Consider the following 21,779-nt stretch of genomic DNA (forward strand, 5'->3'; position numbering starts at 1 on the left):
GCAAATCTACGATTATGTTTCAAATTCTACTGATCTGTTCCGATATTCGCTGGGTGTCATCCCATACTTTTTCTTAAAAATGTTGCTGAAATACCTGGAATTTCCAATACCAACCCGCTCCGAGATAGACGCCACATTGCATTCCGGTATGGTCAGATATTCCTTCGCCTTTTCCAGACGCACATCCGTGATATATACGGAAATATTTTTCCCGGTATGCCGTTTAAAGAGATCGCTGAGATAATTCGGGGTGACATACAGCTTTTCCGCAATTTCTTTCAGGCTGAGCTTTTCACTGTAATGAGACTCAATATAATCCACCGCCTTCTTCACAAGCAGATTATGGACTGCTGGCGCAGGCTTTTTGACCGTTCCACGTTTTTTCTCCTCCACACTCCTTAAGATCTGCAGCAGTTCCCTCGGATTGGTTGGCTTCACCATATACCGCAGGACGCCCAGCTCGATGGCCTGCTGTGCAAAACGAAAATCTGAATATCCGCTCACGATGATCACGTCTGCGTCCATATCTCTTTCCCGGAGGCGCGCAAGCATTTCCAGACCGTTCAGCTCCGGCATCTTGATATCCGTGATGATCACATCCGTGCAGTGATGTGACAGATACCCCAGCGCATCCACTGCATTTTCAAACGCGCCTGCCACAGTCCAGCCCTCCTGCCGTTCCAGCAGGTGCTTCAATCCGTTTCTGATTTTCGGCTCATCGTCAATGATCACGATCTCCATTTTCTCCTCACCCCTCCCGCCGATCTTCCGTCATCCGGAGTGTAACCGCAGTGCCTCCGTCCTGGTTACTTCGGATCTCTATTGCCTTTTTCTCGCCATAGGTCAATTCGATCCTTCTTCGTATATTCCGCATGCCGATACTGCCGGTATCATTCTTTCCGTCAATCTTTTTCTTCAATTCCGCCAGTTCTTCCCGCGTCATCCCTTTTCCATTGTCTGTGATCTGAAGAATCAGCGTCTCTCCCTCCATCCAGGCTTTGACTGTGATCGTTCCGCCTTCTTTTAACGGCTCAATTCCGTGGATCACCGCATTTTCAACGATTGGCTGTAGGATCAGCCTTGGCACAGAAAAATCCAGGGCGTCCTCGTCCACCTCCCACCGATAGTTAAGCCGTTCCTCGAGTCGATTCTTCTGGATACAGAGATAGCTTTCAATATAGCGCATTTCATCTCGCAGAGGCACCACATGGCTTTCCCCGCCAATCGCATAACGCAGGATTTCCCCCAGTGAGATCACCACATCACTGATATCCTGCTCGTCCCGCTCAATCAGCATCCAGTTGATAGAATCCAGCGTATTGTATAGAAAATGCGGATTGATCTGCGCCTGCAGTGCCCGGATCTCTGCGTTCTTCTGTTCAAGCTTCTTCTGATACACCTCATAAATCAACTGGCGGATCTTTCCGACCATATAGTTAAAGGAGATGATAAGCCGTCCGATCTCATCCCTTCTCTTACTCCGGATTTCGATATCAAAATTCTCTGCTTCCACCTGCTTCATTGCATTGGACAATTCACGAATCGGCGCCGTAATGGAATAAGAGATCGCAGTCACGATCACTAGGGCAACCAGAACGGCTGACAATACGATCATTGCAATCGTTCCCCGAAGCTGTAACGCCTGAGGGAATATCTCCGGTACGGCAACAACGGAATATGTTTTCCAGCCTGTCAGACCGTTATACTGGCCGAATACGTAATACTTCTCTTTTTCCCATTCCAAGATGAAGTTCCGTTCCCCGTTCTGGAAAGTGGTTTCGATCTTTTCCAGCCACATCGGCTGAACCCTTCTGTTGGTGCAGAGGATCTGCCCTTTCTTATCTACGATAAAAGTATACTGGCTGATTGGAAGGCTCTGGTTGTTTAACAGCAGGCTTCTGAATATCTCCGGGTTGATCTCAATGATAACGATCCCCTTCATCGTTTCTCTCGGAGAGTTTCCCTTTCTCAAATGATCTCCTGCCGGAATTGCCTTGACCAGTGTAACCGCTTCTCCCTCCTGATAGAGGGAGTCCTCCATACCAAGCCAGATCTCTTCTTCTGGATTGAGGGACGCCGTCTCGAAGCATTCCTGCAGACGACATCCGTCCCGAAGCGTATCAAGCCCTGTAAGGTAATGATACCGGATATTCCGGTCCATGTCCAGAATAATAATGTCAGAAACCGCCTCGATAATATGTACATAGTCGGAAATCCAGTAATTCAGATAACCATCCTCCCCCGGATTCTGTTCCTCAAATACCTCTTCCGCAATATTGCCGTCTATGATGCGCTGTGCCAGCCGGGTTACTTCCAGTCCCCAGAAATTGATATTGATATCAATCCGGTTGACGGTATCGGCCATCTCACTCTTTTTATTTTCCGTAACCATGTTCAGGGCATATTCATATGAACAGTATCCCACGGATAACCCCAATATAATCACAATACCTGCAAGGATCAACATTAGTTTTTTTCTAACTGAGATGGTATCACCTCCCGCTGCCGAAATATTTACTCTAAAGAATTTCTAGTACGTTTCCATTATTTTCAAAAATACTCTAATCCCATTATATCAAACATTCAGAAATATTATAAAAAGAATCAGAAAATTCGGAGAAGTTTTCTATAGAATATAAAAAAAGTTCCGTCTGCAAAGAACATACGGAACTTTTACACTATTCATATTTAACATATGTACCTTCAAAACTACACACGAAGAATCATTATCCTATCCATACTGCTCTCTTACAGCAACCACCTTCTTGGTTATGCCCTCGACCTATTAGTGACGGTCAGCTACATACATTACTGCACTTCCACCTCCGCCCTATCTACCTCGTCGTCTTCAAGGGGTCTTACTGAATTTCCTTCATGGGATATCTCATCTTGAGGGGGGCTTCACGCTTAGATGCCTTCAGCGTTTATCCCCGCCCGGCTTGGCTACTCTGCCATGCTCCTGGTGGAACAACAGATTCACCAGCGGCCGGTCCATCCCGGTCCTCTCGTACTAAGGACAGCTCCTCTCAAATATCCTACGCCCGCGCCGGATAGGGACCGAACTGTCTCACGACGTTCTGAACCCAGCTCGCGTACCGCTTTAATGGGCGAACAGCCCAACCCTTGGGACCTACTCCAGCCCCAGGATGCGATGAGCCGACATCGAGGTGCCAAACCACTCCGTCGATGTGAACTCTTGGGAGTGATAAGCCTGTTATCCCCAGGGTAGCTTTTATCCGTTGAGCGATGGCAATCCCACTTTATACCACCGGATCACTAAGTCCTACTTTCGTACCTGCCCCACCCGTCGGTGTCGCAGTCAAGCTCCCTTCTGCCTTTGCGCTCTTCGAATGGTTTCCGACCATTCTGAGGGAACCTTTGAGCGCCTCCGATACCCTTTCGGAGGCGACCGCCCCAGTCAAACTCCCCACCTGACATTGTCCCACGGCCGGATCACGGCCGCTGGTTAGAAACCCAGCACTACAAGGGTGGTATCCCAACGGTGGCTCCATCGCAACTGGCGTCGCGACTTCTCTGCCTCCCACCTATCCTGTACATGCAATACCGAGTCCCAGTGTCAAGCTGGAGTAAAGCTCCATGGGGTCTTTCCGTCCTGGCGCGGGTAACCAGCATCTTCACTGGTATTTCAATTTCACCGGGTGCATTGTCGAGACAGTGCCCAAATCATTACGCCTTTCGTGCGGGTCGGAACTTACCCGACAAGGAATTTCGCTACCTTAGGACCGTTATAGTTACGGCCGCCGTTTACTGGGGCTTAAGTTCAAAGCTTCGCTTGCGCTAACCTCTCCCCTTAACCTTCCAGCACCGGGCAGGCGTCAGCCCATATACCTCACCTTTCGGTTTCGCATAGACCTGTGTTTTTGCTAAACAGTTGCTTGGGCCAATTCTCTGCGGCCTATCGCTAGGCACTCCTTCTCCCGAAGTTACGGAGTCATTTTGCCGAGTTCCTTAACAATGCTTCTCCCGTCGGCCTTAGGATCCTCTCCTCATCCACCTGTGTCGGTTTACGGTACGGGTACCATATGAACAATAGCGGCTTTTCTCGGCAGCCAGGCCGCGCGCTTCCCTACTCTGATTCGGTCCGTATCACGGTTTCCCATTGTACACCGGATTTGCCTGATGCACTGGTACTCCGCTTACACCGGTCTTTCCAATCCCGGCTCGCGCTCTCCTTTCCGCGTCCCCACAGTTCTGTCATATGGCAGTACAGGAATTTCAACCTGTTGTCCATCGGCTACGTCTCTCGACCTCGCCTTAGGTCCCGACTTACCCAGGGCAGATCAGCTTTACCCTGGAAACCTTAGATATTCGGCCGGAAGGATTCTCACCTTCCTCTCGCTACTCATTCCGGCATTCTCTCTTCGGTACAGTCCACAGCTCCTTTCGGTACTGCTTCGTCCTATACCCAATGCTCCTCTACCAGCCATCATTCGATGGTTCCTGGGCTTCGGCAGTGTGTTTCAGCCCCGGACATTTTCGGCGCAGGACCTCTCGACTAGTGAGCTATTACGCACTCTTTTAATGTATGGCTGCTTCTGAGCCAACATCCTAGTTGTCTTTGAAATCCCACATCCTTTTCCACTTAACACACATTTTGGGGCCTTAGCCGCAGGTCTGGGCTCTTTCCCTCTCGACTGTCCAACTTATCTCGTACAGTCTGACTCCCATACACCATCTACGCGGCATTCGGAGTTTGATATCCCTTGGTAAGCTTTGACGCCCCCTTAGGAATTCAGTGCTCTACCTCCGCAAGACTTGTATGAGGCTAGCCCTAAAGCTATTTCGAGGAGAACCAGCTATCTCCGGGTTCGATTGGAATTTCTCCCCTATCCACACCTCATCCCCACCCTTTTCAACGGATGTGGGTTCGGCCCTCCATTGCCTTTTACGGCAACTTCAGCCTGGACATGGATAGATCACCCGGTTTCGGGTCTGCTCCGACTGACTCCGGCCCTATTAAGACTCGGTTTCCCTTCGGCTCCGGACCTTATAGTCCTTAACCTTGCCAGCCAGCGCAACTCGCCGGACCGTTCTACAAAAAGTACGCGGTTCCACATCTATCGTGGTCCCACAGCTTGTAAACGTATGGTTTCAGGTTCTCTTTCACTCCCCTCCCGGGGTTCTTTTCACCTTTCCTTCACAGTACTATGCGCTATCGGTCACTAAGGAGTATTTAGCCTTACGGGGTGGTCCCCGCACGTTCCCACAAGGTTCCACGTGTCTCGTGGTACTCTGGATCCCGCCATGTCAACTCGCCTTTCGCTTACGGGGCTTTCACCCTCTCTGGCTGGCTTTCCCAAAACCATTCCGCTAGGCTCATTGAATCACTTCCGCGGTCCGAACCCCGGGATGACTCGCATCCCGGTTTGGGCTCCTTCCATTTCGCTCGCCGCTACTTTGGAAATCACTGTTGTTTTCTCTTCCTCCGGCTACTTAGATGTTTCAGTTCACCGGGTTCCCTTCCCTGACTTATGGATTGGGTCAGGGATGCCTGAGGGCTGCTCAGGCAGGTTTCCCCATTCAGATATCTCCGGATCAATGGGTATTTGCCCCTCCCCGAAGCTTTTCGCAGCTTATCACGTCTTTCATCGGCTCTTAGTGCCAAGGCATCCGCCATACGCTCTTATCAGCATAACCAACTCGCCCTCTTTCGTCCACGGGATGGACAATGGGCTACACATGCATAGCGTTGCACGCGTTGGTGGTTGACGTTTTTAGCCTGGTCGTCTTCCAGCGACCCTTTCGGGTCTGGTCATGTTTGTTAACATTACCTCGGATGTCTTGATTGTCTCATTTCTATTTGATTCAATCTTACTCATTGTTTTCTTTTTCAAAATCAATAAGTATTTCTTTCTTCGTATGCAGTTTTCAAGGTGCATCAGCGCTGTTTCCGCTCTCCCCTTCCACAGCTCTTTCTTTGAATCTGGCGGCCACCTACTCTCCCACACCGTCACCAGTGTAGTACCATCGGCCGCCCGGGCCTTAACCATCGTGTTCGGGATGGGTACGGGTGTTGCCCCCGGGCGCGTCGCCGCCAGAAATGTCTTAGTTATCTTCTGTTATACTCCGTTCATGCCAAGATTGAGTCTTAATCTCTTCAGCCTTCTCCCAGGCAAGCCTGTCATCTGGCCGTATCACTCATCCCACGCACTCACTCATTGATAACTAAACAATAGACAACGCGCTCTACTTCTTTCTTCCTTAGAAAGGAGGTGATCCAGCCGCACCTTCCGATACGGCTACCTTGTTACGACTTCACCCCAGTCATCCGTCCCGCCTTCGACGGCTCCCTCCTGGTTAGGTTGGGTCACCGGCTTCGGGCGTTACTGACTCCCATGGTGTGACGGGCGGTGTGTACAAGACCCGGGAACGTATTCACCGCGGCATTCTGATCCGCGATTACTAGCGATTCCAGCTTCATGTAGTCGAGTTGCAGACTACAATCCGAACTGAGACGTTATTTTTGAGATTCGCTCACACTCACGTGGTCGCTTCTCTTTGTTTACGCCATTGTAGCACGTGTGTAGCCCTGGCCATAAGGGGCATGATGATTTGACGTCATCCCCACCTTCCTCCAGGTTGTCCCTGGCAGTCCCTCCAGAGTGCCCATCTACTATGCTGGCTACTGAAGGTAAGGGTTGCGCTCGTTGCGGGACTTAACCCAACATCTCACGACACGAGCTGACGACAACCATGCACCACCTGTCTCCAGTGTCCCGAAGGAAAACGGACATTACTCCGCTGTCACCGGGATGTCAAGGCCAGGTAAGGTTCTTCGCGTTGCTTCGAATTAAACCACATGCTCCACCGCTTGTGCGGGTCCCCGTCAATTCCTTTGAGTTTCATTCTTGCGAACGTACTCCCCAGGTGGACTACTTATTGCGTTGGCTGCGGCACCGAATGGCTTTGCCACCCGACACCTAGTAGTCATCGTTTACGGCGTGGACTACCAGGGTATCTAATCCTGTTTGCTCCCCACGCTTTCGAGCCTCAACGTCAGTCATCGTCCAGCAAGCCGCCTTCGCCACTGGTGTTCCTCCTGATATCTACGCATTTCACCGCTACACCAGGAATTCCACTTGCCTCTCCGACACTCTAGAAATACAGTTTCCAATGCAGTTCCGGGGTTGGGCCCCGGATTTTCACATCAGACTTGCAATTCCGTCTACGCTCCCTTTACACCCAGTAAATCCGGATAACGCTTGCCCCCTACGTATTACCGCGGCTGCTGGCACGTAGTTAGCCGGGGCTTCTTAGTCAGGTACCGTCATTTTCTTCCCTGCTGATAGAGCTTTACATACCGAAATACTTCCTCACTCACGCGGCGTCGCTGCATCAGGGTTTCCCCCATTGTGCAATATTCCCCACTGCTGCCTCCCGTAGGAGTTTGGGCCGTGTCTCAGTCCCAATGTGGCCGGTCGCCCTCTCAGGTCGGCTACTGATCGTCGGCTTGGTAGGCTTCTACCCCACCAACTACCTAATCAGACGCGGGCCCATCTTACACCACCTCAGTTTTTACCCCTGTACCATGCGGTACCGGGGTCTTATGCGGTATTAGCAATCATTTCTAATTGTTATCCCCCTGTGTAAGGCAGGTTGCCCACGCGTTACTCACCCGTCCGCCGCTAAGTCACCCTCTCTTCCCTCCGAAGAGTTCTAAAAAAGTGCTTCGCTCGACTTGCATGTGTTAAGCACGCCGCCAGCGTTCATCCTGAGCCAGGATCAAACTCTCGTTAAAAGTTTTTTCCGTCAGGATCAACCTTTCTGGCTAATCCATCCTTTTTTACTGTTTTCCGCTTCTTCCGAAGCAGAGGCGCATCAAAAATCTTCTTCTTAATGCTCGTTCTTTGAATTTCTCTCTTTTAAGAAATTTTCAAGGATCGTTGTCTATTGTTTAATTATCAAGGTTCGTCTTTTTTCTCTGTCAAGCGACAGCTCATATATATTATCACATCGCTTTTCGCTTGTCAAGAACTTTTTTTATTTTTTTTGAAGTTTCTTTCGAACTTCTTTTTCTTGGCTGTCTCTCACGAGTCAGCTTGCATATAATATCACTTGCTTTATCAGATGTCAATAGCTTTTTTACATTTTTTTACATTTTTTTCTCTTCCGCCGCTTTTATTTCTTTCTCTACCTATTATATGTGTTTCACCTGCTCCTGTTATATCCGCAATATTGTTACCTGAAAAACAGCTTGATTAATTGATGTATCTGTGGCAAAATGGGTATGGAAGATTGCGTCACACAATCTCGAACGAATGAGATTCATGGAATTTATAAAATATAGAATAGGAAAAGGAGGCTGTAGAAAATGAATAGAAAGATATTTTTCTGGTATATGCTTTTTTTCATTTTTGGAGCGGCCTTTTTTTTAACAGGATGCGGCAAGGATTCCAGGGAATCCGGTCAGAGTCGGAGTTCTTCCGGTTCAAATCAAAAGTCTGAACTGGAGGCAGTACGGCAAACGGTGGAGCAATCCCTGCTGCCACAGGCTTCAGGAGCCGTTGTATATGGAAGCGACACCATTTCCATTGATGCTTCCAATACCAGCGAGGGCTATGTGATGGTAAAGTATGCCGGTGCCTCGGAACAGGTGCGTCTCCGGATCACCATACCGGGAGGAACCTTTTACACTTATGCGCTGGCAATCGGCCAGTATGAGACCTTTCCCCTGACAGGCGGCAGCGGCTCCTATCATATGGAGGTACTGGAGCATGCCTATGATGATATGTATGCGTTGGCATTTTCACAGGATATTGAGGTTGCTTTAAATGATGAGTTCAAACCGTTTTTGTATCCCAACCAATACGCATGGTATACCCAGGAATCTCAGGCCGTCCAATACGGTATTCAATTATCGGAAAAATCATCGGATGACCTGTCCTATGTGGAGAATGTATATCATTACATTATAGAAAATGTAACCTACGATAAGGAAAAGGCAGAGAATGTCCAGCCCAACTATCTTCCGAATATCGACGAGACCATGTCCACCGGGAAGGGCATCTGCTTTGATTATGCGTCTTTGATGACAGCCATGCTCCGCTCCCAGGGAATCCCCACCAGACTGGAGATCGGCTATTCCGGCGAAGCCTATCATGCATGGATCAGTGTCTATCTGAAGGAAGCCGGCTGGGTGGACAACATCATCGAATTCGACGGTACGAACTGGACACTGATGGATCCGACGCTGGGCGCGTCAAACAATAAGAAGTCTGTGGAAAAATATATCGGCGACGGCAGCAATTATGTCGTTAAATATTCTTATTGAATTTTTGTGTTATTTTGAGAGGAAAACGGAGGGCGGTTATGGAGAATAAAGAAATACATGCAAAACCTTTTTCAAATATGGAGATTTCGGCTTTCTGCGGGCAGATTGCCCTGGTCCTGAAATCCGGCATTTCTTCGATAGAAGGAATCACGATCATGGTTGAAGATGCCCCGGAGGGAGAGGAACGCCAGATCCTGGAGCAGATCCTGAAGAGGATGCAGGAGACCGGAAGCTTGTATGATTCCCTGTCTGATACCGGGCTGTTTCCCTCTTATATGCTTCATATGGTCGAGATCGGGGAAGAGACCGGCACGCTGGATGATGTCATGGAGGCCCTGAGCAGCCACTATGACCGTGAGGATGCCATTGGGAAAAGCATCAAAAGCGCCGTTACATATCCGCTGATCATGGCCGGCATGATGATTGCGGTCATTATTGTTCTGCTTGTAAAGGTCATGCCGATCTTCAATCAGGTATTTGTTCAGCTTGGTACAGAGATGACCGGATTTTCCCGAATGCTGATGGATCTCGGCAATGCCATCAACCGTTATTCCATTGCCCTGACCGGACTGCTGGTGGCAGTGGTGCTGCTGATCCTTTACTGCACCCGCACCAGAAGCGGACGAGCCTTCATGCGCAGCCTGGGATATCGCCTGGCCTTTATACGTCCGGTCTATGAGGAGATCGCAGCTTGCCGTTTTGCCAGCGGAATGGCTCTCACACTGAGCAGCGGGCTGAATCCGGAACGGAGTATGGAACTGGTCAGTGCCCTGAATGACGATCCGCTGTATCAGGAAAAGCTGGAAAGCTGCAGAAAGAAAATGGACGAGGGGCAGGATCTGTCCGAGGCCCTGCATGAAACTGGTATGTTCGCCGGAATCTATGCCCGCATGGCTTCCATCGGTTCCAGAACGGGCTCCATGGATCAGGTAATGGACCGGATCGCCGAACTGTATCAGGATGAGATCGATAATCGGATGAATACGGCCCTTGCAGTATTAGAGCCTACGCTTGTTATTGCTTTGTCCCTGATCGTAGGCGTGATCCTGTTGTCTGTCATGCTGCCGCTGATGGGCATCATGTCCAGTCTGTAAGTGGATTTTATAGGAGGAAGAAAATGGCTCGTTTTCAATATCGGAAAGCACCGCATACATACCGGAAAATTGTCCTTTCTGTCTGTGCGTTTACACTGATCACAGGAATCTTCTATCAGGGGATTGAATCCCTGTCCTCCAGCACTCAGAAGCGGCAGAAGGAAAGTCTGGAAAGTGCCCTGATCCGGAATATTACTTATTGCTATGCGGTCGAGGGCTCTTATCCTGAAAGTCTGGATTATCTGAAGGAGCATTACGGCCTGACCTATGATGAGGATCGTTTCTTTGTAGATTACCAGGTAATCGGCGCCAATATCCTGCCGGATGTCACAATCATTGAGAAAGGAGAACCATGATGCGCTTTCGAATCCAACAGAATCATATGATTGATTTTTTGTTTCCGGTGGCATTATTTTTTGTATTCGCAGTTTCTGCTATGACCGTGATCCTGCTGGCTACAGGAGTCTATCGCTCCACCACCGAGCATTCCTCTCTCAACTATACGGCCCGCACTTCCCTGGCCTATATCTGCGAGAAGATCCATCAAAATGATATCAATGGCGATGTGGTTCTCGGCACTTTTGACGGATGTGACGCGCTGATCCTGAAGCAACCTCGCCGAGAGGATACTTATCAGACCTATATCTACGTATATGAAAATGAACTGAAAGAATTATTTATCAAAGTTGGAGTGGACGCCCCTGCAAAAAGCGGTAAAACCATCCTTGCCGTGGAGGATTTTTCCATGGAGACCGTAAAGGACGGCATGTTCCGGTTTACCTGTACGGACGCAGACGGAAACCGGGACAGCATGATCGCAGGGATACGGAGCCGCTAGGGAACTGTCGGAAAATAACTTGTACAGATTGCGCAGGATATTTCTTCGAGTATACAGGTCAAAAAACGCAGGCGATGCAGGCTTTGTCCTAACCCGGATAAACCAGAAAAGCACCATACAAAAATTTTGCCATTTTGTTCAAGAAATTTTTGTTAAGTGTCTAAGGGGGGCCATGCACAGCATGGTGAATTCCTTACGGCTGCGTCGAGGCTTTTTGACCTGTGCAATCGGAGAAATAGAAGGGCTCACTAAATACAGAGGGAGTTTTGACATGAAACACAGAAATCGGGCCAAGTCATCCAGTTTATTTCTTTTGGAGCTGGTACTTGCCATTTTATTTTTCTCACTTGCAAGTGCTGTCTGCGTGCAGTTTTTTGTGAAATCACATATCCTGAGCCGGGATGCTCAGCGGCTGAATCATGCAGTCAGCGAGTGCTCCGGAATGGCAGAGATTGTAAATACTTCCGACGGGATGACGAACGCCATAGAGGTGATCACCGGACTCTATCCGGATGCTTCTCTTACCGACTCCGAAGAAAACGGGGATGTGCCTTCCGTATCCGCATTGATCTTTTATGACAAAGAATTTATCCCCTGTGCGGAAAAGGAGAAAGCTTATGTACTCCAGGCCGTATTGTGGGAACAGGGACAGATGCTGACTGCCGGAATGACAATCGGTGAGGCTGAAACAGAGGACCCGATCTATGAGCTGACTGTAAAGCATTATCTGCAGAGGAGGGCTGACCATGCAAAGAGATAAAAGACAGGCACCTTTTGTCAATATCGGTTCTTCCCTGCTGCTGGTAGTCTTCCTTGTGCTTTGTCTCGTCACATTTGCTACATTATCTCTGTCCAGCGCGCAGAGTGATTATTCCTTCAGCAGCCGAGCGGCACAGCGCAGAACGGACTATTACCAGGCATGCAACGTAGCTGAGGATGTGCTGGCGCAGATCGATGCCATCCTGGAGAAATCGGCAGACAGTCCGGCAGGCGGGTCAGACGGTTCCCGGAATTGGATGAATGGGCTGGACTTTACCCAGATCGACGGAACGGAATTTGACGAGGTCGGGCTTGAGATCGTGTATGACCCTGAAGCTGCCGCACTCTCCTATCAGATTCCAGTCAACGAAAAACAGGCGCTGGAAGTCGGGCTTGTATTAACTCCGGACAGAGACGAGGGATATTACGAAATTAAAAAATGGCAGCTAGTCAATACGAGGCCCCGGGAAGGAAGCCAGCCGCTGCAGCTCATGCCCATGCCCGAATAATTTCTAAAGCAGAATATGTCACACCTGGTTAAGATGTGACATGGTATAATAAGGTTATAAATTTGGAGGAATCAAAATAAGATGAACATTCAGACAATACTGGAGCAGGCCGTATCCGAACATGCATCCGATGTATTTATTGTTGCCGGACTGCCTGTTTCGGTTCGTAAAAACGGAGTGATCCATCAGGTCAATGAGGAGAAGCTTCTGCCTTCGGATACAGAAAGTCTCCTGAAAGAGATCTATGAGCTTGCCGACCATCGAGATATCCATATTTTTGAAGAAAATGGAGATGATGATTTTGCGTTTGCACTGACAGGCATCTCCCGTTTTCGGGTCTGCGCCTATAAGCAAAGGGGTGCGCTGTCTGCGGTAATCCGGATCATTACATTCCGTCTGCCCGATCCGAATGAACTTGGGATCCCGGAGAACATTATCCAATACGGCAACAGCGGAAGCGGCATGGTTCTGGTCACCGGGCCTGCGGGAAGCGGAAAATCCACGACGCTTGCCTGCATCATCGACAGCATCAACCGAAATCGGGATGCCCACATCATTACCCTGGAGGATCCCCTGGAATACCTTCACCGTCACGGGCGGAGTATTGTCAGCCAAAGGGAGATCAATGTAGATACGGAAAATTACGTGGTTGCCCTGCGCGCGGCGCTCCGGCAGAGTCCGGATGTGATCCTGCTGGGGGAGATGCGCGACTATGAGACCATCAATGTGGCCATGACCGCGGCCGAGACCGGACACCTGCTTTTGTCCACTCTGCATACCATCGGGGCGGCAAATACCATCGACCGAATCATTGACGTATTTCCGGCAAACCAGCAGAGGCAGATCGCCATTCAACTCTCTACCGTACTCAATGCCGTTGTGTCCCAGCAGCTTGTCCCTACTGTGGACGGACAAGTCGTTCCCGCGTTTGAGATCATGACCGTGACGCCCGCGATCCGGAATATGATCCGGGATAACAAGGTGCATCAGATTGACGGAATCATTTACTCCTCCGCAAAGGATGACATGATCTCCATGGACAGCAGCCTGCAGAAGCTGTGCAAAAACGGAGTGATCAGCAGGGACACCGCGCTGGCCTATGCTTCCAATCCGGAAATGCTTGCGAAAAAAATCTGATTTTCCCCCGTCAAAGCCTTTTTTGATTTTGGCGGAGGAATCATCTATTCAATTTAGGAAGGGAAAGGAACTCAATTATGGAACTTCATTTTCTCGGCGGTGCCATGGAAATCGGCGGCAGCTGCGTCTATCTGCGGATTGCCGGAAAAGGGATCCTGCTGGATTCTGGAATCCGGCAGTCCAACGCAAAGGACCCTCTTCCAGACTTCCGCACAATACAGGAACAGGGCGGGCTGGATGTGATCCTCATCAGTCATGCGCATATGGACCACATCGGAACACTGCCCATCATCAGCAAAGCGTTTCCCAATGCCCCTATTTTTATGACGGTCATGACTGGGGATCTGACCCGTGTGCTTCTTTATGACAGTCTAAAAATCATGAAATACAGGGAGGATGAGATTCCCCACTATTCTGAGCAGGATGTGCTCGCCATGCTGGGCCGGATCCATCCTCTTGGTTATCAGACCCCGTTTCCGCTCTTTGACGGATTTACCCTGACACTTTATCCCGCCGGACATATTGCCGGAGCGGCCTGCATCTATCTTACAACGGTGGATGGGAGCCTGTTTTATTCCGGAGATTTTTCTAATTTTTCCCAGAGGACCATTGAGGGAGCGAGGATTCCGAAGCTGCGTCCGGATCTTGCCATCGTGGAGACCACTTATGGAAACCGGCTTCACGCCAACCGGCAGGTTGAGGAAAAGCGCCTGACGGAGCTTGTGGCTGAATGCGTTCGGCAGGAAAAGAAAATCCTGATTCCCGCATTTGCCCTGGGGCGTGCCCAGGAGGTTCTGCTGATTCTGCGGGCCGCAATCCAGAACGGTGAGATTCCGCCTGTACCGGTCTATATTGACGGAATGGTCCGGGATATCAATATCATGTACACCCGCAATCCTACCTATCTGAAAAATGCGCTTGGGAAACGGATTCTGAAGGGGAACGAGCCATTTTACACAAAGGAAATCCAGCCTGTGGCTCCCTTGCAGAAGCGGGAGGAGCTTCTAAATACCAAGGGACCCGTGATCTTTCTGTCCAGCTCCGGGATGCTCACCGGCGGTCCAAGCGCTCAGTACGCCAAGGAGCTTGCCGGATCGGAGAATGCCTGCATCATCATCACCGGCTACCAAGACGAAGAATCTCCGGGACGGCAGCTTATGAATCTTCTGGAAAACCCGGAGGAAGGCAGCCTTTCCATAAACGGCAGCAACGTCCCGGTGAAATGCCGCATTGAACAGGTGGGGCTTTCTGCTCATGGAGACAAATCCGAGATCATGGCGCTGCTGGAACAGCTTTCCCCCCGCCGGATCTTCCTTGTCCACGGAAACCGGGAAGTGATCGGCGAGCTTGGCGGCGAACTGGCCGCAGAGGATTACCGGCGGCAGATTTATCTACCGGAATGCGGACAGCGCTATGAGATCACGCTTCACAACAAGCGGAAACAGCGTTCATTTTGTCCTGCCTATACCATGCAGATGAAACGCCCATACCGCAGGGAGGATGACAAGCTGCTCTGGGATTACTGGCAGGAGCATTACTTTGGAAAAGCATTTGCCATATCCCAGATTGCGCAGATCTGGTTTGGAAAATCGTCCGGATATCTTACGGAAGTCATGGAGGACGGCGAGATTCTGCAGGAAATGCAGGAAATTTTTCTTCACAGTATCTACTTCTCCCCCAATACCAGGCGGCTCTTCCTCTTCGAAGCAAATCCCTGGGAGGCTGTGGAAGAAGCACTTGCTCCAAAAGAGCTGACCCAGCAGGAGCTTGCCGCACAGATTGAGTCCGTTTTCTCCGGTTATTCGTATCGGAAGCTCAGCTACCACAGCGAACAGAAAAAAGTGCTGCTTCAGTTTGATTATCCGGACGCACAGGATATGGATGACTTTCAAAAGAAAGCGGATTGCTTTGCCAAGGCTGCCGGCTGGACTGCACAGATCAGCCCGTCCATGAACCACAATGCGGCGTTGCTCCTGCTCTCCACGCTCTTCGGCGGACGGCTTGCCAAGGCCTCCTACTATGCGGAGAAGAAATGCTATGCAGTGACCCTGACCGGCACTTCTGAAACGTCAGATGGTGATGTGCAGGCAGCAGAGCAGTTCCAAAATATTACGGGATGGAGACTGTCCCTCAACGGGCAGCCGACGGCAGATTCCGGAATTTTCACTCCGCTGAACGAAGATGGATGTGACGACTTTTTTCTGCCTGCAGATCGGACTGCGGAAAAAGCAGAACAAAACATTACGTTTCTCTGCATAGACCAGACCTTTGAGGGGCTTCCCCACAAGCCGGATAAGAAAAGCCTGAAACAGGACGCCCAGGGCGGCTTTCTCGAGCTCAGTTTCGTCTCGCCCGTGATCGGACATCAGTACGGGGAATATCTGCAGGAGCTTGCCGACCAAACCGGCTGGCGTATCCGAATCTCAGATAAGGTGAACCAGATAGAATTGATCCGCACCGCACAGCTGCTTTGTATGAAATACGGAATTGCGCTTGCAAAGAATCCGTCCTATCTCCCGGAGCGAAAAACAATCCAGCTCAAGCCCGGGGAAGCCGCAGATGAAGAGACACAAAAGTTATTATCTGAGGAATTTGAAATACTGACCGGGTGTTCATGCATTGTAAGTATATAAGCCTTTCCCCGTATAACAGCGTCAAAAAGGACTGTCGGAAAATGCCGTTTCTCTGCAATATATTGCTGTGATATTCAGAAAATCACACATATATTTTAGAGCTTCTGTCATTTCCCTTCAGTCCTTTTTTTCTATAGAATACCGAATACCTGCCGTCAGCCGACTTCGAATCTTACACCATCTATACTCCCAGCAGCTCCATGATCTCTTCTCTGCCCAAACTGCCGAGCTGTGCCGCCTCGCCGCCGATCACCTGCTCTGCCAGGTCTTTCTTCTTCTCTTGAAGCTTTTGGATTTTTTCCTCAATGGTGCCCTTTGCGATCAGCTTGTAGACCGTCACCTTTTTGGTCTGTCCAATTCGGTGGGCGCGGTCCGTTGCCTGGTTCTGTACTGCCAGATTCCACCAGGGGTCATAATGGATAACCACATCCGCCCCGGTCAGGTTCAGTCCCACACCTCCGGCCTTTAAGGAGATCAGGAATACCGGAACCTCCCCTTCGTTAAATTCTTTGACCATCTGGAGCCGCTTTTCCTTGGAGGTGCTTCCCGTGATCGTATAGTAGGCGATGTTCAGTCCGGACAGCTTGTCCTGCAGGATCTCCAGCATGGAGGTAAACTGGGAAAATACCAGCATCCGGTGTCCGCCGTCAATGGCACTCTGGATGAGCTGCAGGCAGGCCTCCAGCTTTGCCGCCTCGCCCTTATAGTTTTCAAAGCACAGAGACGGATCACAGCAGATCTGCCGCAGTCTTGTCAGCTCCGCAAGGATCAGAAGCTTGTTCTTATTGAACTCCGCCTCATTCTGCTGTGCCAGTGTTTCCTTCATATGAAGCACCTGGCCGTCATAGAGCTTCTGCTGTGTACTTCCGAACCGGACGTAACGGTGCTCCTCCAGCTTCTCCGGCAGGTCTTTCAGAACGTCCCCCTTCAGCCTCCGCAAGATAAAGGGACCCGCCATTTTCTGCAGCCGGGTCATGGCGGCCTCGTCGCTGCTCTTCACGATCGGGCTTTCCATCTCCCGCTTAAATACATCGTAGCCATATAAAAAGCCGGGCATCAGATAGTCGAAAATACTCCACAATTCGCTCAGACGGTTCTCGATCGGGGTTCCGGTCAGCGCATACCGGGTCTGGCTGTGAATCACCTTCACAGCCTTTGCCGCGGCTGTGGTATGGTTCTTGATATACTGTGCCTCGTCTATGATCTGATAGAGGAACTGCTTCTCCTCATAAAACAGGATATCCCGTTTCAAAAGATCGTAGGACGTGACGAGCACATCGACCTCCTGATAAGAAGCAATGATATTCTGGCGTTCCTCCTGATTTCCGGTGATCAGGGAAACTCTCAGTTCCGGCGCGAACCGCTCAAATTCCTCTCCCCAATTGAAAATCAGAGAGGCCGGCGCCACCACCAGGGAGGTTCCTTCCTTTCCCTCCTGCTTTGCCGCAAGCAGCACTGCGATCACCTGCAGCGTCTTGCCCAGCCCCATATCGTCGGCCAGGATCCCCCCGAACTGCCATGCTTCCAGTGTCCGAAGCCATTTGAACCCGTTTTTCTGGTATTTACGCATGATTCTGGACAGGCTTTCCGGTTCCTCGAAATCTGCGTCCTTCACCGTCTTAAAGCCCTTGACCACCTTTCGGAAATGGCTGTCCCTCTTGCTGTACACGCTGTCGTTTTCCTCTAGCATTTTATCCAGATAAAGGGTACGGTACATGGGCAGATGCATTTTTCCCTTCACAAATTCCTTTGGTTTGAGATGCATGGCATCCATCATCTCCGAAAGCATCTGCAGAGAGGAATCGTCCAGGTTCATGAAAGAGCCGTCCTTGAGACGGTAATATTTTTTCTTTGCCCGGTAGCTTGCCAGGATATCCAGCAGCTCGGCCTGGGGGATATCCTCTGTCGTAATGCTCAGGTCCAAAAGCCCGGATGATACGGAAACTCCCACGGATACCTTCATACGCCGTACCACGTGATGATTCAGGAAGCTCTTGGTACAGCGAACCTCGCCCAGTTCCATCAGCTTCTCCGTGCCGCTCTCCATGACCTGGTAAACCAGCTCCTCGTCGCCGCCGCAATGCAGTTCTTCCCGCTCCCAGTCGATCCGCGGAAACCACTGCATGACATGAAACAGGATCTCCTCCTCCCTGGACACGTCCCGGAGCGCCTCGATCCCGCCGTGATCCTGCTTGCTCAGAACATCCAATGCGGAAAATTCCCTGCCGCCGTATTTTGCGCTGACCTGGCAGGTCACATTCTGGTCCGCGGCATCCAGATAAAAGACAAACCGCACCTCCGGCGGAAGGTAAGAGCGGAATTTTTCCGGTTCCGTCTCCTCGATATCCACAATTTCCTCCAGCTGGGGCAGGATCCTGTAGTAAAATTCTGCCATATGGTTCCTTCCCACATGAAAAGAAAATCCTTCATCACTCGTCAGACGGGACAGGGGTTCAATCTTTTCCTGGAAATCCTTTTCCACCCGGCAGAGTTGTCCGTCACCGATATAATATCCCGTGTCGGTCCCCATATACAGCTCCGGCAGGCCGCCGTCCACCCGGATTCCGTGAAATACTCTGCCGCTTCCCACCTTTTCCTCGGAAATACGCATGGAAACATTGGGATTGCGTTCCGCGCGGGTTAGAATCTCTTTCCTTTTCTCCCAGCCGTCTTTATCTTCAAATTCGACGGCTTCATCCGCCATTTGATTATAAAATTCATCCAGCCTCCATCCAAACAGGTTCAGCGCCCCTCCTACCGTAGTTTTCCGACTGCCGTAATAATCGTACCTGTTGGACTCCTGAAGGCGCTGCAGAAATTCCTCTTCCTCCCGCACGATCCGGTTGATAAAACGGATCCATCCCTTTCCGGATTCCGTAAAATGATCAAGATTATGGTTGATCTGGGTATTTGACCCGTAGGTAGCGGTTGCCGAATTTTTTACATTTTCGCAGAAATCATCCAGCTTTTTAACAATAAAAAGCTTCTTTTCGCCGATCTTAAACGCTACGGACAGCTTTCCGTCCTTCCGGGTCAGCCGCGGAACTAATCGAAGGCTTTCCTTTTTATCTTCCGTATCCGCAATCGCAAGATTTGACCGTTTTTCCTGATAAAGCTTCAGAAGCGCCTTTCCATAACTGTCCGTGGCATCCCCAAAGCTGTGGGTATCCAGGTAATCCTCCAGGAGCTTCAGCGTCCCAGCCTTGTAGGGGCATTTTGTCTTCTCTATATCCCAGGAGGAATAGAACTCCCGTATACACTGTGGGCATCGGCACTCCGTATAGGTCACATTGGTACGTGAGAAGATGATCCTGACAGGAAATTCCATATTGCCGGATCTTCCTACCACATCGATCTGTCCCCGGATGTCCTCGCTGTACTGGTCAAAACCGGTCAGGATATCTTTCATCTCGATATCCCCCTGGGCATACAGCTTTTCACCTTTTGCCATAACATCCGCTGGTATCTTTATAGAATGCTTGATCAGGGTTCCTTTAAAATATTTATAGCGTTCCAGTCTTTCAATATTTTTATTCTCCTGCTCAGCCTCCGCACTTTCGGATTCCGCCTCCCAGGAATCTCCGAGAAGAGAAAATTCCGCCTTTCTCCGTTCCTGCTGCTGACGACGAGCTTCTTCGGCTTTCTGCTTTTCCTCTTCTTCCTTCCGGCGTTTTTCCTCCGCCCTTTTCTTTGCTTCCAAAGCCTTCTGCTTTTCTTCCTCCTGGCGGCGTTGTTCTTCTTCCCGCCGTTTTGCTTCTTTTTGTCTGCGCATTTCCTCTTCCTTACGTCTTTTTTCTGCGTTCCGTCTGGCTTCTTCCTGTTCCTTCTTTCGCTTCTCGGCCCGAAGTCTGGCTTCCTCTGCCTTCTGCTCCCGGAGCTTCTGCCGGCGGGCCTCCTCGGCCAGGCGCTTCTCCGTTTCCTGTCGGCGGGCTTCCTCGGCCAGACGCTTCTGCTCTTCCTTTTTCTGCGCCATCTCTGCTTTACGCCGCTCTCTGGCAAGGCGGCGGGCTTCCCGTTCTTCCTGCTGGCGGAGTGCTTCCCGGGCCTCTTTTTCTTTCTCGAGGCGGGCCTGTTCGGCTTCCTTTTCTTTTTGGAGGCGGGCCTGCTTTTGCTTCTTTTTCTCTTGCTCCGCAACTGCTTTTAATTCCTCCGCCCGGCGCTTTTTTTCAGCTTCCCGTTCTTCCTTTAAACGCTGCCTTTCCTCGGGAGTCAGCTTCGCTTCCTGCTGACGCCGCAACCGGGCGGCCTGCCGTTCCCGCTTGAGCCGCTGCTCCTCCGCCCTTTGCCGCTCTTCCTTTTCCCGCAGCTCGGCTTCTGCTTTCTGCTCTTTTTCCAGAAGCTCCGCCTCCGTGATTCCCTGTGCCTTTGCCCGGGTTCTGGCTTCTATGGCATATAAAAGGGCGGCCATGTGTTCACAATTCCTGCCGCCTTTTGCTGCCGGGCATCCGCACTTCATCCGGCCCAAACGGCCGCCACGGATGATTGCGGACACGGTTATTCTTGTCCTTCCTAAAACAGCGGATTCATATCCGCCGCTGGTCTCTGTCAAGTCAACTACTCTTTGGTTCAGATAGTTTGACTTTCCTCTGTCTAATGTGTCCTGGTCAAATTTTTGCTTCCAATTCTCCATTGTAGTTTTCTGCTTTTTCCTTTGTTATTCTGTATCATTCAATGCTTTTCCATAGGAATTATTATATTCTGGATTGGCTGAAAATTCAACTTTAAATTCTGCTTTTTGCTGTCAGATACCGAACTTCATTGAATCGTACATAGAAGTATGATAGGATTATATCAAATAAATGATAAAAATCAGCATAAAATAATCCTTTTAAGAAATGAATTGCAGATATGGTAATCCAGCAGGAAGCATGTGAAAAAATAATGAAGTTGCCAGAGGATGGGATATGGCTAATTCTTGTCATGGTAGATGAGGTTGCCAGACAACATGGTATTTCCACTGAGACAAAATTTCTTTTCTGTACAATCCAAACTGGCAGCGGAAGAAAAAGGCCCGGCGGCCTGCTGCCGATTCTATCTACTGTCGGCTGACACATTAATATCTGATCAGTCATCAAGGGGCTACCGGAAAATAGTTGTATGACCGCATATCATTATCTTACGGACAAAACGCATTTCCCGACAGCCCCCTTTCTTGAAGATGTTCTCAGCAGCCCAGATATTTTTTCACCGTTCTCCTGACCGCTCCCGGTCCGGCAATCTCTTCCCGGAATATTTCCTCGATCTTCTCCCCGATCCCGGCCTTATACAGATCCACGGCAAAGATATTTTCATTGGACAGGATCGCCCGCAGCTGATCCGTCAGACTGTCAGGATCTCCGAATGCGATCCCTGCCATCTGCTCCCGCAATTCCGGCACCATGGGATCCGGCGCCAGTTCAAAGGGATTGCCTTCCTCCCTGAATCCGTGAACTTCGTTTAAAGTAATACTTTGGCATGCTTCTAAAATTCAATATCTTGATATATATCGGCTAAGATATGGTGCTCACCGAATAGGTG

The 21,779-nt window shown here is 50.1% G+C and carries 11 protein-coding genes, 3 rRNA genes and 1 pseudogene; 8 read left to right on the top strand and 7 right to left on the bottom strand.

The annotated features are described in order from the left end of the window. Window positions 1-12: 12 nt before the first annotated feature. The 5 genes from ACTOY7_RS11785 to ACTOY7_RS11805 form a co-directional block, all read right to left on the bottom strand. Window positions 13-741, bottom strand: coding sequence for a response regulator transcription factor (locus tag ACTOY7_RS11785; protein WP_482670876.1), 729 nt, complete (start codon window positions 739-741; stop codon window positions 13-15). A 7-nt stretch (window positions 742-748) separates the two neighbouring features. After that, complete coding sequence (locus ACTOY7_RS11790) at window positions 749-2,425, bottom strand: sensor histidine kinase (protein ID WP_300885014.1); 1,677 nt, start codon at window positions 2,423-2,425, stop codon at window positions 749-751. Between the two features lie 340 nt (window positions 2,426-2,765). Further along, window positions 2,766-5,658 (bottom strand): 23S ribosomal RNA (locus ACTOY7_RS11795). Window positions 5,659-5,942: 284 nt separating this feature from the next. After that, window positions 5,943-6,060, bottom strand: a 5S ribosomal RNA gene (rrf, locus tag ACTOY7_RS11800). Window positions 6,061-6,226: 166 nt separating this feature from the next. Beyond that, a 16S ribosomal RNA gene (locus tag ACTOY7_RS11805) occupies window positions 6,227-7,759 on the bottom strand. The 16S, 23S and 5S rRNA genes sit together here, the layout of an rRNA operon. Before the next feature lie 573 nt (window positions 7,760-8,332). On the opposite strand from ACTOY7_RS11805, the gene ACTOY7_RS11810 reads away from it, so the two are divergent. The 8 genes from ACTOY7_RS11810 (at window position 8,333) to ACTOY7_RS11845 (ending at window position 16,262) form a co-directional block, all read left to right on the top strand. Further along, window positions 8,333-9,292: a transglutaminase domain-containing protein gene (locus tag ACTOY7_RS11810; protein ID WP_482671581.1), complete on the top strand. Its 960-nt coding sequence runs from the start codon at window positions 8,333-8,335 to the stop codon at window positions 9,290-9,292. A 38-nt stretch (window positions 9,293-9,330) separates the two neighbouring features. Further along, entirely contained in the window at window positions 9,331-10,386 is a 1,056-nt protein-coding gene (locus ACTOY7_RS11815; protein WP_300885629.1) for a type II secretion system F family protein, read from the top strand. Between the two features lie 23 nt (window positions 10,387-10,409). Further along, window positions 10,410-10,742, top strand: a complete 333-nt coding sequence (locus ACTOY7_RS11820; protein WP_160284622.1) for a hypothetical protein — start codon at window positions 10,410-10,412, stop codon at window positions 10,740-10,742. A 26-nt stretch (window positions 10,743-10,768) separates the two neighbouring features. Beyond that, window positions 10,769-11,224, top strand: a complete 456-nt coding sequence (locus ACTOY7_RS11825; RefSeq protein WP_394684322.1) for a DUF4860 domain-containing protein — start codon at window positions 10,769-10,771, stop codon at window positions 11,222-11,224. A gap of 271 nt (window positions 11,225-11,495) precedes the next feature. Then, window positions 11,496-11,984, top strand: a complete 489-nt coding sequence (locus ACTOY7_RS11830; RefSeq protein WP_394684323.1) for a hypothetical protein — start codon at window positions 11,496-11,498, stop codon at window positions 11,982-11,984. Next, window positions 11,971-12,492: a hypothetical protein gene (locus tag ACTOY7_RS11835; protein WP_482671583.1), complete on the top strand. Its 522-nt coding sequence runs from the start codon at window positions 11,971-11,973 to the stop codon at window positions 12,490-12,492. The genes ACTOY7_RS11830 and ACTOY7_RS11835 overlap by 14 nt, the downstream gene beginning before the upstream one ends. Window positions 12,493-12,573: 81 nt before the next feature. Continuing rightward, a complete protein-coding gene (locus tag ACTOY7_RS11840) occupies window positions 12,574-13,629 on the top strand; it encodes a type IV pilus twitching motility protein PilT (protein WP_160284625.1) in 1,056 nt (351 codons plus the stop codon). Between the two features lie 77 nt (window positions 13,630-13,706). Next, window positions 13,707-16,262, top strand: coding sequence for an MBL fold metallo-hydrolase (locus ACTOY7_RS11845; RefSeq protein ID WP_482671584.1), 2,556 nt, complete (start codon window positions 13,707-13,709; stop codon window positions 16,260-16,262). 181 nt (window positions 16,263-16,443) lie between these two features. On the opposite strand, the gene ACTOY7_RS11850 is transcribed toward ACTOY7_RS11845, so the two are convergent. Together ACTOY7_RS11850 and ACTOY7_RS11855 are read right to left on the bottom strand one after the other, a co-directional pair. Then, a complete protein-coding gene (locus tag ACTOY7_RS11850; RefSeq protein ID WP_482671585.1) occupies window positions 16,444-20,892 on the bottom strand; it encodes a DEAD/DEAH box helicase in 4,449 nt (1,482 codons plus the stop codon). 534 nt (window positions 20,893-21,426) lie between these two features. Beyond that, a pseudogene (locus tag ACTOY7_RS11855) lies at window positions 21,427-21,678 on the bottom strand (mannitol dehydrogenase family protein); the annotation flags it as partial. Between the last annotated feature and the right edge of the window lie 101 nt (window positions 21,679-21,779).

It is taken from the genome of Schaedlerella sp., from assembly GCF_056796775.1.

Excerpts from the sequence above, each read along its gene's own strand:
- ACTOY7_RS11830 (WP_394684323.1), top strand. The coding sequence starts at position 11,496 with ATGAAACACAGAAATCGGGCCAAGTCATCCAGTTTATTTCTTTTGGAG.
- ACTOY7_RS11815 (WP_300885629.1), top strand. The coding sequence starts at position 9,331 with ATGGAGAATAAAGAAATACATGCAAAACCTTTTTCAAATATGGAGATT.
- ACTOY7_RS11810 (WP_482671581.1), top strand. The coding sequence starts at position 8,333 with ATGAATAGAAAGATATTTTTCTGGTATATGCTTTTTTTCATTTTTGGA.
- ACTOY7_RS11840 (WP_160284625.1), top strand. The coding sequence starts at position 12,574 with ATGAACATTCAGACAATACTGGAGCAGGCCGTATCCGAACATGCATCC.
- ACTOY7_RS11850 (WP_482671585.1), bottom strand. The coding sequence starts at position 20,892 with ATGGAGAATTGGAAGCAAAAATTTGACCAGGACACATTAGACAGAGGA.
- ACTOY7_RS11785 (WP_482670876.1), bottom strand. The coding sequence starts at position 741 with ATGGAGATCGTGATCATTGACGATGAGCCGAAAATCAGAAACGGATTG.
- ACTOY7_RS11825 (WP_394684322.1), top strand. The coding sequence starts at position 10,769 with ATGATTGATTTTTTGTTTCCGGTGGCATTATTTTTTGTATTCGCAGTT.
- ACTOY7_RS11835 (WP_482671583.1), top strand. The coding sequence starts at position 11,971 with ATGCAAAGAGATAAAAGACAGGCACCTTTTGTCAATATCGGTTCTTCC.
- ACTOY7_RS11820 (WP_160284622.1), top strand. The coding sequence starts at position 10,410 with ATGGCTCGTTTTCAATATCGGAAAGCACCGCATACATACCGGAAAATT.
- ACTOY7_RS11845 (WP_482671584.1), top strand. The coding sequence starts at position 13,707 with ATGGAACTTCATTTTCTCGGCGGTGCCATGGAAATCGGCGGCAGCTGC.